Raw genomic sequence first — 15,746 nt, forward strand, 5'->3', positions numbered from 1 at the left:
AGAGTTTTTATGCCTGATTTTTTCTATGTGTGTAATATAAAGCCATACCTGTACAAATCGCTCCGCCAACAATATTTCCCAAAGTTACCGGAATTTCATTCCACAGCCACCACTGTGACACACTTACATTTGCACCAAGCATTATGCCTGCAGGAATAACAAACATATTTACAACGGCGTGTTCAAACCCCTGTCCAAAGAAAGTAAGAATCGGGAGCCACATAGCTGCAATTTTTCCTATTGTTGTTGTAGCTGTCAATGCCATAACGACACCCAAAGATACCATCCAGTTACAAAAAACAGCTTTTAAAAAGACGGTATAGATACCGTCTGCACCTATTTTTTCATATCCGATTGTTTTTGCTTCTGCAATATGCTTAATCATGTCTATGACAGGAGATGATTCCACATGTCCGAATTTTGTAGCAACCAGGCTGTAAAGAGCTGCAAAAAGCAGGCTGCCCAGTAGATTTCCTGTAAAGACCCAGAACCAGTTTACAGAGAGTTTTGCGAACCCGATTTTTTTGTCAAACAAAGATGTCGTCAATAAAGCAAAACTTCCGGTTACAAGCTCCAATCCCAGCAAAACAATCATAACAAAACCGACAGGGAAAATAAGCGCTCCGACAATAGGCAGATGTGTCTGAGTAGAAGCAACAATAGCCAGGGTTGTAGCAACCCCAAGAAGAGCACCCGCAAGGGAACCGCGTATCAATAAATCTTTTACACCCAATCCTGATTTGTATACTCCGGCTGTTACCATTCCATCTACAACTATCTCTGGTTTTACATAACTCATATGAATTCCTTATAATTTTATTTAATAAGTATAGCTTAAATTTGTATACTTAATAGGTTTATAATGATTAATTTTTAATCATTGTCAGCCAAGTTGATTAATGGAAGCAGTTCAGAAAAAACAACGGCTCTTTTTGCTTCAACATCCAGCATCTTAAAAACAAGTTCATTGATGTTCTTATCAATATCGGAAACTATTTTATTGAGAGGTATCAGTTTTTCTCTTGGATTTTCATTTGTAAATCTGTTGTATGCCGTATACGGTTCTTGTTTGGAGAGAGCAAAATAGAGCTTACGGCCAAGTTCAAAAAGTTCAAACTCTTCAATATGTCCTGTTTTTGGAATTTTATTGATATTTAAATCAATAGCAATGTTTTTTAATCGTAAATAAGCTTGGAGTTGCATATAAAAACCGATATATGCATGAGAATACTGTGCTAAAATTCTGTCATGAAATGCTTCAAATGATTCGTTTTTTAAACGCAGTTTTTTATATTCTAACACAAGAGTCTCAACAAAGTATTTAGAAAATTTCAGTGGAGCAGATTTGATAACGGTATACCCGTTTTTTCCCTCACTGACGATTTTTCCGCCTATGGTTATGTGGACACCGTCCTCGGTTTGTCCTTTCACTTTTGCTTTACAGCCTTCAAAACCGATGTCTCCTATCTCATGTGTTCCGCAGCCTTTGACACAGGCAGACCAGTACATTCGTACTCTCCCTGATTCAAGAGGAACAGCCTTACTTAAATATGCAGCCATTTCTATAGCATCCTCTTTGTTTTCAATAACGCCAAATGCACAGTGTTTGGTTCCTGCACAGGCGACAAGGTTGTTAAAGTAAGGCGTGTTTATATTTTTATATTTTATAAAAAAGGGATCTTCTAAAAGTGCAGCCGTGTCTTTGACACCTAGAATGTAGATATTTTGTTCAACACTGAATCTGATTTCGTTATTGCCGTGATTTTGGCTTAACTCGGATACTTTTATCAGATCGCTACCTGTAAATATTCCCGAAGGTACAATAATCTGTACTCCAAATGAACCGTCTCGAAGTTGGATTTTTCCGTGTTCTGAGTCTACAGGATCTATTTGTGTCATTGTGTCACCGGCGGTGGCAAAATTTACGCCTGCAACATCACGAATGGCTGCAGAAATTTCAGCCATGCCGACAGCCTCAATGAGAAAGTGCAGTCTGTTTTTGTTTCTGTTGTCACGGAAACCATACTTTTGAAAGATTGCTATAAGTGCACCGTAGGCCTGTAAAACTTCTTCTTCGTTTGCCAAAAATATGTCTGCATTTTTTGCAATCATACCGACTCTGCCACCAAGAAACATATTGTAACCGTATACTCCGTCTTTTTGTGCAAGTACGAGAGAACAGTCATGTCCAAAAACATTACATCTGTTTGCGAGAGAGCCTGAAATCCCGGTATTGAATTTTCTTGGCAGTGTTGAGATCCAATCCGGATTTTTTAAAAATGTTTTTTCGATTTTTTTAAGTAAATCATACGAAGGAAGCACATTGTCAAAACCGTCTTTGTCAAATGGGTCTGTGACGATATTTCTAAAGTTGTCCACACCTGTCTGGTAGGAGGTGAGTCCGACTTCTTCAAGTCCGTTTAAAACAGCAGGCATATCTTCGATATTTAAAAAACGGAGTTCAATTTGTGCTCTGGTTGTGATATCAATATAATCCTGACCGAAATTTTTTGCAATTTCTCCGATTTTTTTTGCCTGAATTGCGTTGAGGTGTCCCCCTGCAACTCTGACTCTCATCATAAACTGCTTCGGCGTGAGACCGTCTTTGTCAAAGATTCCAAAACATTTCAAAAAATATTTTTTGTCTTCATCCTCAATTGCATCATATCCCTCTCGTGCATACTCTGTTATCTTTTCAAAAGCCTCCATAGGATTTTTAAGGTTTTTGACTGTTTCGATTTTATTAACTTTTTTACTTCTAGCTTCATATGCTTTTTCTAATACTTGTAATTGCAAAATATTCTCCATTTTCTCATTTATATTCTTCCTCCGGCTGCAACGCCCCAGGTTGTTCTCCATCGTGTTTTTACCAAACTTATTCCCATGATAGCTACAAGTACAACACCGGCAAATATCATAAAACCAGCCGAATAGCCGTCAAAGGCACCTTTTGACCATCCAAGCGTTTTAATAAGGGCTGTACCCCCGAGTCCGCCGGCTGCACCGATAATCCCTGTCATGATTCCAATATCTTTGCCAAATCGCTGAGGCACAAGTTGAAAAACTGCCCCGTTCGCCATGCCAAGGTTTGCCATTATTGCAAAGAGTACTGCAATTGCAACCCAAAACGGCAGAGTGACAGTTGCATTTACAATTGCCAATGCGGCTACAATACCAAAAAAGATATAAAGTGATTTGACACCACCCATTTTATCTGCAACAGCACCCCCGACAGGTCTCAAGACTGCACCGGCAAAAATTGTAAGCGCTCCAAAATAACCGGCAATGACTTTAACATTGGGTTCATTAAATACACTGAGTCCAAAACTACTCATATCGGCTTGATAGGTGTTCATAAGATAAACTTTCATATATCCTGCAAATCCGACAAATCCTCCAAAGCTTACTGCATAAAAGAGGTTAAACCACCAAGTGTCTCTGTCACGTAAGAGTTTGGCATAATCTTTGAGTTTTTTAGGACGGGGCGTGTAAACCTCTTTTGGTGCATCTTTTGCCAAAAAGATGTATGTTACAAAGATTAAGGTTGATAATGCTCCACCAACTAAAAAGACTGCCTGCCACCCCCAAAGTTCTGCTATTTTTGGAGCAAACATAAAGTCAACAACAACACCAATATTGCCGGCACCTGCAATTCCCAAAACGACTCCCTGCAGTTTTGGCGGATACCACTGTCCTGCCTGTGGCAATGCAACCGCAAAAGAAGCACCTGCAAATCCGAGACCGACAGCTACAATCAGGAGTTCATTATAGGTAATGGTCTCTCCTCTGAAATAGGCGTAAAACAGCACAGATATAACAACTGCCTGACTCATAAGCGCTGTTTTTTTCGCACCGAATTTATCAACACCGAATCCAAGTACAATACGAAGCAGTGCTCCTGCCAAAATCGGAATAGAAAGCAGTGTGGCTTTTTGTGAGGCACTCATTATAAATCCGTGCATTGCCAATGATTCACTGATTTCTGTTGCCAATGGGCCTAGCATGGTCCAGACCATAAAGCTAAAATCAAAATAAAGAAAAGCTGCAAAAAGTGTTTTTGCATCGCCTTGACCTTTGAGGGCTTTAAAACTTGCCATATTATACATTCTCCAATGAAATTTAATAGTGTAATTATAGTGAAAAATATTTCCGATTTAAAAATATTATTGATTAAAAAGTAATCAATTTAGAATTTTCAAAAGATTAGAAATTATACAATTTTCATATTAAAGAGTGATTTTCTTGATATATATCAATTTTATCAATTCTCGTTTTTTATACAATTTGTGAAAATTTAAGGAGAGCATTATCATGACATTTACAAATTCGGCTGAATTGTTGTCTTTTCACTGGGTTGCTTACTCTATATATGCTGCAATGATTATTTCTGTTGTTGCATGGTTTGGGTATAACCTGACAAAAAAAGATGCCAAGTCAGTTTTTCGTATTCCATTTTACTGGTATATGGCATTTTTGGTTGCAGGCGGTGTGGGACACCATATTTTTACATACAATACAATTCCGTGGGTGTCACAGGATATTGACAGACATAACATCAAACCGGATGCAAAGTATGAATTTGAGATTAAAAATCATAAGTGGCTGGGTTTGCCAAAACAGATAGTTATACAGTGTGGACAAACGGTTGAGTTTGATGTACACAGCAGAGATCTGGTGTATGGGTTTGGACTCTTTCGTCAAGACGGTTCCATGGTGATGCAGATGCAGGTCAATCCCGGCACGGATGTCAACGGTATCCTGGACTCCAATGATATTTTATGGACATTTAATCATAACGGTGTTTTTGATTTAACATCCACTGAATATTCCGGACCCAGACAGTACAGCGAAGACGGTAAAGATTTAATGCTGGTGAAAGATTTCGTTAAAGTCGTAGGCTGTAAAGATAATGGAGGCATTCAATGAGTTATATAAATACATTAATAAATGGTACAAATTTTGACCATAAAGGCTTAAATGCTTTGCAAAAGGTAACACTCAGACCGGTTGTTATGGCATTTTTATTTTACGGACTGGTCGCTTTGGAGGGTATGATTATGAGAATGGTTGAGGTCGGGCATGTGCCGCTCAATCCTCTGCCTGAGCAGTTTTTTCATCCGGAACATTTCTTTTCCATCATGACGGTACACCCGATTGTCGGTATATTCGGTTCGACCTATCAGCTGGTCTTTGGTGCTTTTACCTTTTTGGTGCCATATCTTACGAAAAAACCGCTCTACAGTGTAAAACTTGCCAACTGGACCTGGATATTGATTACTTTAGGGACTGCTTTGGCATGGATAGCCGCATTTGTATGGCAGTATGCACCGTTATATACATTGTACTGGCCGCTTCCTGCCGATACACACCAGTTTAATGTTATTGGCGGTATTGTCTTTATTCTGGGTGTAGCATTAATTATGGTTGGAACTTTAGGCTTTATCTACAATATATATGCAACAATTTTTGCGCGGGTAGGTATTCATAAAAACAAGACAACAAAAGAACTTTTAATCTCAGGATTTGGTATAGACGGATTTTTAAATCTTATCAACAAGCTGAGAGGAAAACAGCCTTATACAAAAGAGCCGGCTTTGGCACTTCCTGTTGTGGCAATCTTCCGTGGTACGGTAGATACTTTCTTGGATGCACTGGTGATTTTGGGTGCAGGTATTTTAATCCTGGTTTATTTGGTTTTTGATGCAAGCGGACATGCACTTGATGTCACGGCGATTGATGCCCTTTTGTACAAGAACTTTTTTTGGTGGGGGCTTGATTTGGTTGCGGATGGTCTGGTTCTGATTTATGTGGCAGGTTCGTGGTATTTGCTTGCCACATTAATCACCGGACAAAAGCTTTTTATGGAAAATGTTGCCCGTGCGGCGTTAATGCTTGAGCTTTTGGTTTCCTGGATGGTCTGGTCGCATCACCTTCTTGGTGATCAGGGACAACCTGAAATGATGAAACTTATCTCCGGTGAGATGGTGACTGCCTTTGAACTACTGACCCAGGGACTTGCACTCTTTATTACCCTTGTGACACTTTGGAAGGCCCGTCCTCTGAAAATGACTATGGAACTAAAATACCTTCTCGGCGGACTTGTAGGGTTTGGTCTGGCTGTGCCTGCTGCAATTATCCAGGCAGATATGGGGATGAACAGAGTGTTGCACAATACGCAGTGGATTATCGGTGCGCATGTGCATATTGCTTTGATTGTCGGATTGTATATGACACTCTATTCGGCGCTGTATGTTTTATGGCCATTGGTAACAAACAACACAAAACTCTATTCTCACAAACTGGCAAATACACATTTTTGGCTGCATCTTATTGGCGGTATCGGTATGGGCGCATTTATGGGAATGGCAGGACTTGACGGGATGCTCCGTCGTCACCTTTATGTGGATGGGCAGTTTAATCCAGACATGATATTTGCCGCTATTTTTGGAACGATGCTGCTTGTCGCCTGGGCAGTATTCTTATACAATATTATTATGAGTGTGGGTATCAAAGGCTTAATCGGTATATTTTTGCCTGCAAAAGATGCAACGGCTTCTTATGGGATAGAAGAAGAGTTGGAACCGGCAGATGATCCGGCATTTGCGCAGTAAAAGTTTCATATTTTTTTCGGAATTCAGACAGGGCTTAGTCTTTACAGATACAAAGCCCGTATTAAAGTACGGGTTCCGAACAGATTGCAAACATAATAGTCATGTTTGGAAAGTTTTAAGATTTAGAATTTATTCAGTAAGAGATTAAAATAATAGGAAAAAACAGTTGATAAACTTAGACCGAGTTGCACGTGAAATCAAGACTATAGGACTGTACGATTTGGTTTTGCAGGATGTGCAAAGAATTGCCGGGAAAAACAGAGTAGATGAAGAAGAAATTCTTCAGACATTAGAGAAAAATCCGGAAATTCTGCAAGATTACATGCAGACAAATGTCGAATACAATTTGAGCAATATCCATCTCAAAGATATCAATGTGCAAAATCTCAAAGATGAATGCAAACAAGAAGCGCAAACCTTTAATGAAAATCTGGCAAAATTGCGTGTCTTGGAAAAATATACACTTGATTTTGAACAGAGTGCCACGCTTGTCATCATTTTTTCCATTGAGTTTTTTGTTCTTTTTTCTGTGCAGTATTTTATAGTATTGCTAAATCTCAAAGCGTGGCAATGGTGGATATATACACTCTTTGCCTCCTCTGTTGCTTTTGCCTACTGGTATGGTAAAAAGCAGAGCAGACTGTATGCAAAAAACAAACAGCGTTACGAAATGCTTTATCTGCAGACATTACAACTCTTGGAAGCACTGGAAGAAAAAGAGTGTATCAAAAAAGAGGACTTATTGATTCATGAGTGTGAAGAACATGTCTAAAACAATCAGTGTTGATTATATTTGGAACAAAGAACTGGCGCTGCAGACAAGCAAGCTTTTTTATGATTATGATATGCGTCATTCTGCCAAAAGATATATAGGCTGGTTTTTTGTCGCTTTGGTGCAGTTTGGTATTGTCGGTGCTTTGAAGCATGAAAGTTACGGTATTTTGTATCTTTCAACCTTTTTGGTCTTTTACTGGTATTTTGGAAGATGGTTTCTGCGAAAAAGAATGTTGTTAAATTTTTACAAAAAAAATATGCCTCAAGATACACAAGTGCATTTTATTATTGATACAGAAGGCTTGCATAAAGATAAAAAGCGTATTCCCTGGGAAGAAATTACAAGGATAATAGAACTTGAAAACGGGATTTTGGTGCAAAGCCTGCATGATACACTTTTTTTTCAAAATTCTGCCTTTGGATCTGTTGATGAACGCAAAGAGTTTTTGGCGCTGGCCAAAGACAAAGGAAAACGCTAATGCACTATTTTTTTATTGGAGCAGTAAGCCTTTTTGTCATAGGATTGCTTATTGTCGGGGCAGTTATGGACAAAGAGGATATGGAAGGTGATGATTAAAAATTAAACAAAGAATTATAAAAATATTCATTTGTATAGAGTATAATTTCATCACTATTATATGGAGATACCTTACATGCAGACACCTTTAGAAAATTTTATAGAGTATAAAGCCGATACAGGGATGCAATGTGGGAATTACTCTATAGATATACCGCCGTTAAAAGAGGGGGAACAGTACCGTTTTCATTTTGATGCTGTTGCCTGTGTCGGGTGTCGGTGCTGTGAAGTTGCCTGTAACGAACAAAACAACAATCCTGCCGATATAAAATGGCGTCGTGTCGGGGAGATGGAAGGCGGAGATTTTCCGGCTTTTACCCAGATGCTCAATTCTATGAGTTGCAATCACTGTATAGATCCTGAATGTCTCACAGGCTGTCCGACGGAATCATATATAAAGATAGCCGAAACAGGCATAGTCGTGCATGATGACGATACCTGTATCGGCTGTCAGTACTGCACATGGAACTGCCCGTACGGTGTTCCTGTTTTTCATGAAGAGAGAAATATTGTTACAAAATGTCATATGTGTCATGAACGGCTTGATGTCGGAGAGTCTCCTGCCTGTGTGCAGGCCTGTCCTGCAGGAGCTATTGAGATTGAGGTTGTCAATGTCAAAGAGTGGCTGGAACGTGACATAGACGAACAGGCAAACATGCCGTTTTTGCCGGATGCACGCATAACAAATTCTACAACGCGCTACACGCTTCCCGAGAATCTGCCGGATGATATGAAAGAGATGGATGAACACATCTTAAAACCTGCACATAAAGAACTGCCTCTTGTTTTTATGACAGTTTTGACGCAAATTTCACTCGGTGGGTTTTTGGCGCTCTTTTTAGGAGACTTTATGAGTCTGTTCGGATTTGAGAGTACCAACTGGATTATGGCACTGCTTGTGATGCTTCCCGCGGCAATCGGGCTGCCTCTCTCAGCCTTGCACCTTGGGCGTCCGTTTTTGGCGATGACAGCCATGAAAAATATAAAAACCTCGTGGCTCTCCCGCGAGGCTTTGGCTTTGGGTGTTTTTACAGGGCTTATGAGTGCCGTAGTGGCAACATACTTTTTCGATATCTCCAATATATTGCGTTTGTTCCTTGAAGCACTGACTTTAGCTGTGGGAATCTATGGAATTTATGCACAAAGTATGATTTACCGTATTCGTGCCCGTCCTTCCTGGAACAGGATTACAACGAATTTCAAGTTCTTCGGTGTGGCATATATCGGAATCTTTTTGGTTGCATTTATCAGCTCTGTATCAAGCGTGCATGAAGCGATTATTCCTTTGACAACCTTGGGTATGCTCGGTGCTTTGGCACAGCTTTTTTTCTCTTATGAAGATATAAGAACACTTGATGTCAAAGAGAATGCATACCAACTGCAACGGACAAAAAGACTTTTAAATGAAAATTTTCATAAGCTCAAAATGATTCGTTTCGCCACGTTGATACTCGGTGGTGTGGTACTGCCGCTGTTTACTTTGGTCTTTGTAAGCGCTTCGTTACATGTAACGGCTTCTGTGATGCTTTTTTTGGCAATCATTATTGCCTTTGTGAGTGAAATAAGTGATAGATTTTTATTTTATACCACGGTTGTTCCTCTTGGAATGGCAGGTGGATTTTTTGTAGGGAAACAACGATGATAAGTAAATTAAAAGATTTTTTAGGGTTTGATATAAAAGAAGAGAAATACAAACTCTCACATGATGAAACATTCGGCATGATAGCCGATGCAAAAAAACCCGATAAATGGGTCTTTTCAACCTGTGGATACTGCGGGGTCGGCTGTGGACTTTACATCGGTGTCAAAGACGGTAAAGCTGTTTACACAAAAGGCAATCCAAAACATTTTGTCAATCAGGGAACACTCTGTCCAAAAGGTTTGAGTGAACATCAAATGCTTAACTCTCCCCATAGAATTCAAACCCCGTTGATAAAACAAAACGGTGAGCTGAAACCTGCAACTTGGGATGAAGCCTTCACGAAAGTAAGCAGTGAATTTAAGAGAATTCAAAAAGAACACGGAAACAAAGCCGTTGCTGTCATTGGCACAGGGCAGTTTTTGACAGAAGAATTTTACACTTTGGGTAAATTTGTCCAGCTTGGTCTTCGCACAAATAATTATGACGGCAATACAACCTTGTGTATGGCATCTGCTGTTATGGGTTACAAACAGTCTCTTGGCAGTGACGGTCCGACAAGCTCATATGAAGATTTTGCACTTGCCGATACTATTTTTTTGGTGGGAGCCAATATTGCGGACAATCATCCGATACTTACCTTACATGTAAACAAAAACCCAAAAAAGAAAGTCATCGTTATAGACCCCAGGGCCTCGAAAACATCCCAAATGGCAGATGTGTATGTGCCTGTAAAACCGCGTACAGATCTGGCGCTTTACAACGGTCTGGCTTACATTGTGATGGAGCAGGGATGGGAAGATGAAGGTTATATAAAAGCAAATACAAACGGATACAAAGAGCTGAAAAAACATTTGCAGGATTATCCGCCCCAGGAGGTGGCAAACATTACAGGCATTGATGTCAAAACCCTGTATGAACTCGCACGTGAATTTGTCTCAAGTAAAAGTGTTATCACCGGTTGGACAATGGGTGTGAACCAGTCTTTTATGGGAACAGATACTGTCAGTGCCATCATCAATCTGCATCTTTTGACAGGGCATATCGGTCGAGAGGGAACGGGGCCTTTTAGTATAACAGGGCAGTGTAATGCGATGGGAACACGTGAGACAGGGTTCACTTCATCTCTTCCGGGATACAGAAACTTTGGGGATGAAAAGGCTTTAAAAGAATATGCGGAAATTGTCAATGTTCCTCAGGAAATTATTCCGCGTGAACGTGGCTATAAATATGCCGAAATTATTGATGCCATAGACAGAGGTGAGATAAAAGCGCTTTGGATAACGGCGACAAATCCGCTGGTTAGTTTTGTCAATCAGGACAAACTGCGAAAAACACTGAAAAAACTTGATTTGCTGGTCGTGCAGGATGCTTTTTTAGGCGATACGGCACAAATAGCAGATGTTGTTTTCGCTGCTGCGACCTGGGGTGAGAAAGAAGGTGTTTATACGAATTCTGAACGTCGCTGTAACAAGGCGAACAAAGCAGTAGAACCCATAGGTGAGGCAAAAAGTGATTTTGATATCATTCTTGAATTTTCAAAATATTTTGAAGGTGTGAATGAAATGCTTTTTCCAAACTGGAGCCAGCCTCGTGATGCTTTTGAGGAGTGGAAAAAAGTCTCAAAAGGACAGTTGTGTGACTACAGCGGTATGAGTTATGAGCTTATAGAAGAGTTGGGCGGGATTCAATGGCCATGTAACGAACAGTTCCCAAAAGGGAGTAAAAGACTCTACACCAAAGATATTCCTTTTAGAACATCCGATAAAAAAGCGAAACTTGTATGTGTGCAATGGCATCCGATGGCAGAGCCTGTAAGCCCTGAGTTTCCTGTTATTTTAAACACTGGAAGGACGGTTGAACAGTGGCATACACGAACAAAGACAAGGGATATAGCAATTCTTGACAATTTGGCTCCTGAAGCCTGGGTGGACATAAATCCAAAAGATGCGGTCAAACTCAAAGTAAAAAGCGGTGACAGAATGAGTCTTTCATCTCCAAGGGGGCGCATTGATGATGTTATTGTACGGGTGACATCAAGTGTACGCGAAGGCACGGTATTTGTCCCGTTCCATTTTAATGAACAGCTTGTCAATACGTTGACCAATGAGAGTTTTTGTCCAAAGTCAGGGGAACCTAATTTCAAACAAACGGCAATACAGCTTCACTCAGAAGAGGTACCGGAGGGTCTGATACTTGAAGAGGAACAATCAAGCGGAGCGATTGCACATCACAAGGTCGTTTATGAAGGGGTTGCCTATAAAGAAAAAGAGGTGCATTTGCAACAATAGAAGTTATGTTATAATTATTTACGGGTCCTTTCAAATCCCGTTAAGTTAAACAGTCCAAAAACTTCAAAAATGGCGGTCATAATTATGCAGGAATGTGAACTGTATCAATACACTCTTTTTACAGGCAGTATACTTTTGCTTGCAAGTCTGTTTTTTAATATCAAATACAGAAAAAAGATAAAAAAACGCTTGGAAGATGAAAACAGACTCATAAAAAATGCCTACTATCATCCTGTCACCTCTCTCCCAAATAAAGAAAATGTTAAAATAGTAATTTCTGAACAGATACAAAGAGCTTTGCGACATAATAAATCTTTTTTGGTTATGGTAATAAAAATAAAAAATTTTCATGAAGTTCAGCTGCATTCCAAAGTGCTGGCAGAGGAATTTATGCTTGAAGCAAGTAACAGACTGCTGCAAAGTACACGGAGTGAGGATATAATCGGACATATCAGTGATGACTCTTTTATCATTGTTTTTAATGAATATTTACAAGAAGAAAATTACAGGAGAGTATGTCAAAGAGTAGAAGAATCATTTGCACAGGCTCCCGAACTCAATACAAAATATACTATAGATTTTAAGGTTTCCATAGGTACATCTGTGTATCCGGATGGGGCTGTAAATCCGGATGCCTTAATGGAAAAAGCGAGAAAGGCTGCAATTGATAGAGATTGAATAGTTCAAAGCAAAACAAAAGCCAATTTTAAGTATAATTCACGGATTTTATAAAAAGGTATATGCATGGCAAACAAACGTGTTTTAGTTAAATTTTCGGGTGAAGCTCTTGCTGGAGAAGCAGGTCATGGAATCGATACAAAGATTTTAAAGTATATTGCCCAGGAGATTAAAACTCTTGTTGATGCAGGTATAGAAGTCGGTATAGTCATTGGAGGCGGGAATATCATTCGTGGTGTGACTGCTGCCCAAGACGGAATTATTAAGCGTACATCCGGAGATTATATGGGAATGCTTGCAACTGTGATAAACGGTGTAGCAATGCAGGAGGCCTGTGAGCATGCCGGAATGCAGGTACGTATGCAAACCGCTATAAAAATGGAACAGATTGCTGAACCGTATATTAATCGTAAAGCGACACGCCATCTTGAAAAAGGACGTGTTGTTATTTTTGCAGCAGGGACGGGAAATCCGTTTTTTACTACAGATACGGCAGCAACACTTAGAGCTGTTGAAATCGGTGCAGAAGTTATTATCAAGGCCACAAAAGTTGACGGTGTCTATGACAAGGACCCTGCCAAATACCCGGATGCGGTGAAATTACCCGAACTGACCTATGACCAGGCATTGCAGGATCATATAAAAGTTATGGATGATACCTCAATAGCACTGGCAAAAGACAACAGTCTGCCTATTATTGTCTGCGATATGTCCAAGCAAGGTAACTTATTGGATATTTTAAATGGCAATATGAGCAACTGCTCAATAGTAAAATAAACTAAAGGAAAAACAGAGAATGAAAGTTGAAGAATTAACAGCGAAAGTTTTAGATGAAAATCCAAGTATGGATAGATATCAACTGGCAATTGCAGTTGCAAAAAGATGTGATGAACTGGAAAACGGTGCTCCAAGCAAATTAAATGTCAATACAAGCAGTATCAAGTCAACTGATTTGGCGCTTATGGAAATAGCTGAAGGACTTATTAGAGTCAAAGGCTTTAGCGACAAAGAGAAATAAGTTTTTGCCTTTGAGTCAAATGGATATAGAACAGATTAAACACATCAATGATGTTGAATCTGCAATTGCTTATCTTTTTTCTCAAATACCCCAAAGTGAACCACTTGAAAAAGCATTAGACTTTTCTATAAAAGCACACGAAGGGCAGTATAGAAAAAGTGGTGAAGCTTACATAATCCATCCCATTTTAGTAGCCTCCATTGTTGTTTCTATAACAAATGACGAGTCGATGGCTATTGCCGCCTTATTGCATGATGTTGTTGAAGACACTCCTGTTACTATTGAACAGATAGAAGATTTGTTTGGTAAGGATGTTGCCCATTTGGTGGAGGGACTTACAAAAATAGATACGATTAGAGATCATGAACTCATTCCCTCCAATTCTGATGAAAAGCTTGTTGTATCGGCACTCTCTTTTAGAAAAATGCTTATTGCCAGTATTCATGATGTACGGGTGCTTGTTGTCAAACTGTGTGACAGACTGCACAATATGCTCACCCTTGATGCCTTGCCTGCTCACAAGCAAAAACGAATTGCCGAAGAGACATTGGTTGTGTATGCCCCTATTGCACACAGATTGGGGATTTCATTTTTAAAAAATATACTTGAAGACTTAAGTTTCGGCTATTTGTTTCCCAAGGAAAAGCAGGAAATAGAAAATTATCTTCAGACAAACTATCATGCAATTGAGATGAAACTTGATGCAATCAAAGAATCAATAATGAAGATTCTTGTGAAAAATGGCTTTTGTGAAGATGATTTTGAGATTTTGTCCAGAATAAAACATAAATATTCTATTTATCTGAAGATGCAGAGAAAAGGTGTGAGTATTGATGAGGTGCTGGATCTTTTGGCTGTTCGGATTCTTACAAAAGACCCTGTAAAGTGTTATATGATTTTGGGGCTTATTCATCTTAATTTTCGTCCGCTTGCCTCACGTTTTAAAGATTATATTGCTGTTGCAAAAGACAATGGATACCAGACCATTCACACAACTGTTTTTCATGATGCTGCAATTTTTGAAGTACAGATTCGAACCTATGATATGCATAAAACTGCTGAACTCGGAGTTGCCGCACACTGGAAATATAAAAGCGGCGGCAACAATATCAAGCTGGACTGGTTAGACAGTCTGCAGTACCAAAATGAGTCTGTAGAGGATTTTTATGCATTGATAAAAAATGATTTGTATTCTGAAGACATTTCGGTTTTTTCTCCGTCCGGTGATGCTTTTACCCTTCCCCGCGGAGCAGTGGCACTTGATTTTGCTTACGCTGTACACTCGGAAGTCGGAAACAAAGCTGTGAGCGCTTTAATCAACAAAACAAAAGCCTCTTTAATGAGCGAACTCAATAATGGTGATATAGTAAAAATTATTACCGGAGATGAAATTGTTACAAGATGTTCCTGGATTGATGCAGTCAAAACATCAAAAGCCAAAACAAATATGAAACTAAACTGCAATGCAAGAATACGCGATCTTAATGCAAAAGTGGCTGTGAGTATTGTTGCAACTGCAATGAAGCTGAATTTCGCGAGAGTGCAGGAATGGTTTTTGAAACATCATTGTGACAGTGTGACCTCTATTCCTAACGACATAGAACATTTTAAGAATGTTATTCATAAATATATAGTAGAAATCAGTAAAAACAACAGATTTAAAAAGTTTATTTCCCGACACAGATTCAAACTCAAAGGGTATGAAATTGCAGGTATTGAGATATTCTCTACAACAAACATTACCGATATAGTGTTTGATTACTGCTGTCATCCTAAACACGGGGATGAAATTATGGGATTTTTGGATAAAACAAAGGTGCATGTCCATCACAAACTGTGCAACAATGCTACAAAAATGCTCGATGCACATGATCCGATGGTCTTTGTCCGCTGGAAGCAGGAAAAAATTTACCGATACAAACTGATTGCCTCTTTGCATAATGAAAAAGGTGCTTTGGCTGAGTTTTTAAGTTTCCTGGTTAAATTGGATGTGGATATCAATGCAATTGAGCTGGGCAAAGAGAGTGCTGATTATATTAAGTACTGTGAGCTTGTTTTTGAGGCAAAAGAAGCTGATATTAATTCACTTCGTGCTAAAATAGAGTCTAAAATAAAAGTTGTCAATTTGGTGAGAACTGATGATGCTTATAAAAATTAA

Annotated in this window: 13 protein-coding genes; 10 read left to right on the forward strand and 3 right to left on the reverse strand. The window is 39.3% G+C overall.

Annotation, left to right across the window (positions count from 1 at the left end):
- Positions 1 to 7: 7 nt before the first annotated feature.
- From ETP70_RS03495 to ETP70_RS03505, 3 genes are all read right to left on the reverse strand, one after another.
- Complete coding sequence (locus ETP70_RS03495; RefSeq protein WP_151899878.1) at positions 8 to 799, reverse strand: formate/nitrite transporter family protein; 792 nt, start codon at positions 797 to 799, stop codon at positions 8 to 10.
- Positions 800 to 873: 74 nt separating this feature from the next.
- The gene (locus tag ETP70_RS03500; RefSeq protein ID WP_188110040.1) at positions 874 to 2,796 is read right to left on the reverse strand and encodes a ferredoxin--nitrite reductase; all 1,923 of its coding nucleotides are present in this window, start codon (positions 2,794 to 2,796) and stop codon (positions 874 to 876) included.
- A 20-nt stretch (positions 2,797 to 2,816) separates the two neighbouring features.
- Positions 2,817 to 4,097 (reverse strand): MFS transporter, encoded by a 1,281-nt coding sequence (locus ETP70_RS03505; RefSeq protein WP_151899880.1) that lies wholly within the window; start codon positions 4,095 to 4,097, stop codon positions 2,817 to 2,819.
- A 214-nt stretch (positions 4,098 to 4,311) separates the two neighbouring features.
- Between ETP70_RS03505 and ETP70_RS03510 the strand changes: the two genes are divergently transcribed.
- The 10 genes from ETP70_RS03510 (at position 4,312) to ETP70_RS03555 (ending at position 15,746) form a co-directional block, all read left to right on the forward strand.
- On the forward strand, positions 4,312 to 4,926 hold the full coding sequence (locus ETP70_RS03510) for a cupredoxin domain-containing protein (RefSeq protein ID WP_151899881.1): 615 nt from the start codon (positions 4,312 to 4,314) through the stop codon (positions 4,924 to 4,926).
- A complete protein-coding gene (locus tag ETP70_RS03515; protein ID WP_151899882.1) occupies positions 4,923 to 6,611 on the forward strand; it encodes a cbb3-type cytochrome c oxidase subunit I in 1,689 nt (562 codons plus the stop codon). Before ETP70_RS03510 ends, ETP70_RS03515 begins: the two co-directional genes overlap by 4 nt.
- Before the next feature lie 166 nt (positions 6,612 to 6,777).
- Entirely contained in the window at positions 6,778 to 7,383 is a 606-nt protein-coding gene (locus ETP70_RS03520; protein WP_151899883.1) for a hypothetical protein, read from the forward strand.
- Entirely contained in the window at positions 7,376 to 7,864 is a 489-nt protein-coding gene (locus tag ETP70_RS03525; protein WP_151899884.1) for a hypothetical protein, read from the forward strand. The genes ETP70_RS03520 and ETP70_RS03525 overlap by 8 nt, the downstream gene beginning before the upstream one ends.
- 174 nt (positions 7,865 to 8,038) lie before the next feature.
- On the forward strand, positions 8,039 to 9,604 hold the full coding sequence (locus ETP70_RS03530) for a DmsC/YnfH family molybdoenzyme membrane anchor subunit (protein WP_151899885.1): 1,566 nt from the start codon (positions 8,039 to 8,041) through the stop codon (positions 9,602 to 9,604).
- Positions 9,601 to 11,892, forward strand: coding sequence for a molybdopterin oxidoreductase family protein (locus ETP70_RS03535; protein ID WP_151899886.1), 2,292 nt, complete (start codon positions 9,601 to 9,603; stop codon positions 11,890 to 11,892). Before ETP70_RS03530 ends, ETP70_RS03535 begins: the two co-directional genes overlap by 4 nt.
- Positions 11,893 to 11,961: 69 nt before the next feature.
- Positions 11,962 to 12,570, forward strand: coding sequence for a GGDEF domain-containing protein (locus tag ETP70_RS03540; protein ID WP_230973301.1), 609 nt, complete (start codon positions 11,962 to 11,964; stop codon positions 12,568 to 12,570).
- Positions 12,571 to 12,636: 66 nt separating this feature from the next.
- Positions 12,637 to 13,347: a UMP kinase gene (gene pyrH, locus ETP70_RS03545; protein ID WP_151899887.1), complete on the forward strand. Its 711-nt coding sequence runs from the start codon at positions 12,637 to 12,639 to the stop codon at positions 13,345 to 13,347.
- Positions 13,348 to 13,366: 19 nt separating this feature from the next.
- Entirely contained in the window at positions 13,367 to 13,588 is a 222-nt protein-coding gene (locus ETP70_RS03550; protein ID WP_151899888.1) for a DNA-directed RNA polymerase subunit omega, read from the forward strand.
- A gap of 4 nt (positions 13,589 to 13,592) precedes the next feature.
- On the forward strand, positions 13,593 to 15,746 hold the full coding sequence (locus ETP70_RS03555; protein WP_151899889.1) for a RelA/SpoT family protein: 2,154 nt from the start codon (positions 13,593 to 13,595) through the stop codon (positions 15,744 to 15,746).

This window comes from Sulfurimonas hydrogeniphila, assembly GCF_009068765.1.
In the GTDB taxonomy this organism is placed as follows: Bacteria; Campylobacterota; Campylobacteria; order Campylobacterales; family Sulfurimonadaceae; genus Sulfurimonas; species Sulfurimonas hydrogeniphila.

Coding starts and splice junctions, on each gene's coding strand:
- ETP70_RS03495 (WP_151899878.1), bottom strand. CDS start 799: ATGAGTTATGTAAAACCAGAGATAGTTGTAGATGGAATGGTAACAGCC.
- ETP70_RS03550 (WP_151899888.1), top strand. CDS start 13,367: ATGAAAGTTGAAGAATTAACAGCGAAAGTTTTAGATGAAAATCCAAGT.
- ETP70_RS03510 (WP_151899881.1), top strand. CDS start 4,312: ATGACATTTACAAATTCGGCTGAATTGTTGTCTTTTCACTGGGTTGCT.
- ETP70_RS03505 (WP_151899880.1), bottom strand. CDS start 4,097: ATGGCAAGTTTTAAAGCCCTCAAAGGTCAAGGCGATGCAAAAACACTT.
- pyrH (WP_151899887.1), top strand. CDS start 12,637: ATGGCAAACAAACGTGTTTTAGTTAAATTTTCGGGTGAAGCTCTTGCT.
- ETP70_RS03535 (WP_151899886.1), top strand. CDS start 9,601: ATGATAAGTAAATTAAAAGATTTTTTAGGGTTTGATATAAAAGAAGAG.
- ETP70_RS03515 (WP_151899882.1), top strand. CDS start 4,923: ATGAGTTATATAAATACATTAATAAATGGTACAAATTTTGACCATAAA.
- ETP70_RS03530 (WP_151899885.1), top strand. CDS start 8,039: ATGCAGACACCTTTAGAAAATTTTATAGAGTATAAAGCCGATACAGGG.
- ETP70_RS03525 (WP_151899884.1), top strand. CDS start 7,376: ATGTCTAAAACAATCAGTGTTGATTATATTTGGAACAAAGAACTGGCG.
- ETP70_RS03540 (WP_230973301.1), top strand. CDS start 11,962: ATGGCGGTCATAATTATGCAGGAATGTGAACTGTATCAATACACTCTT.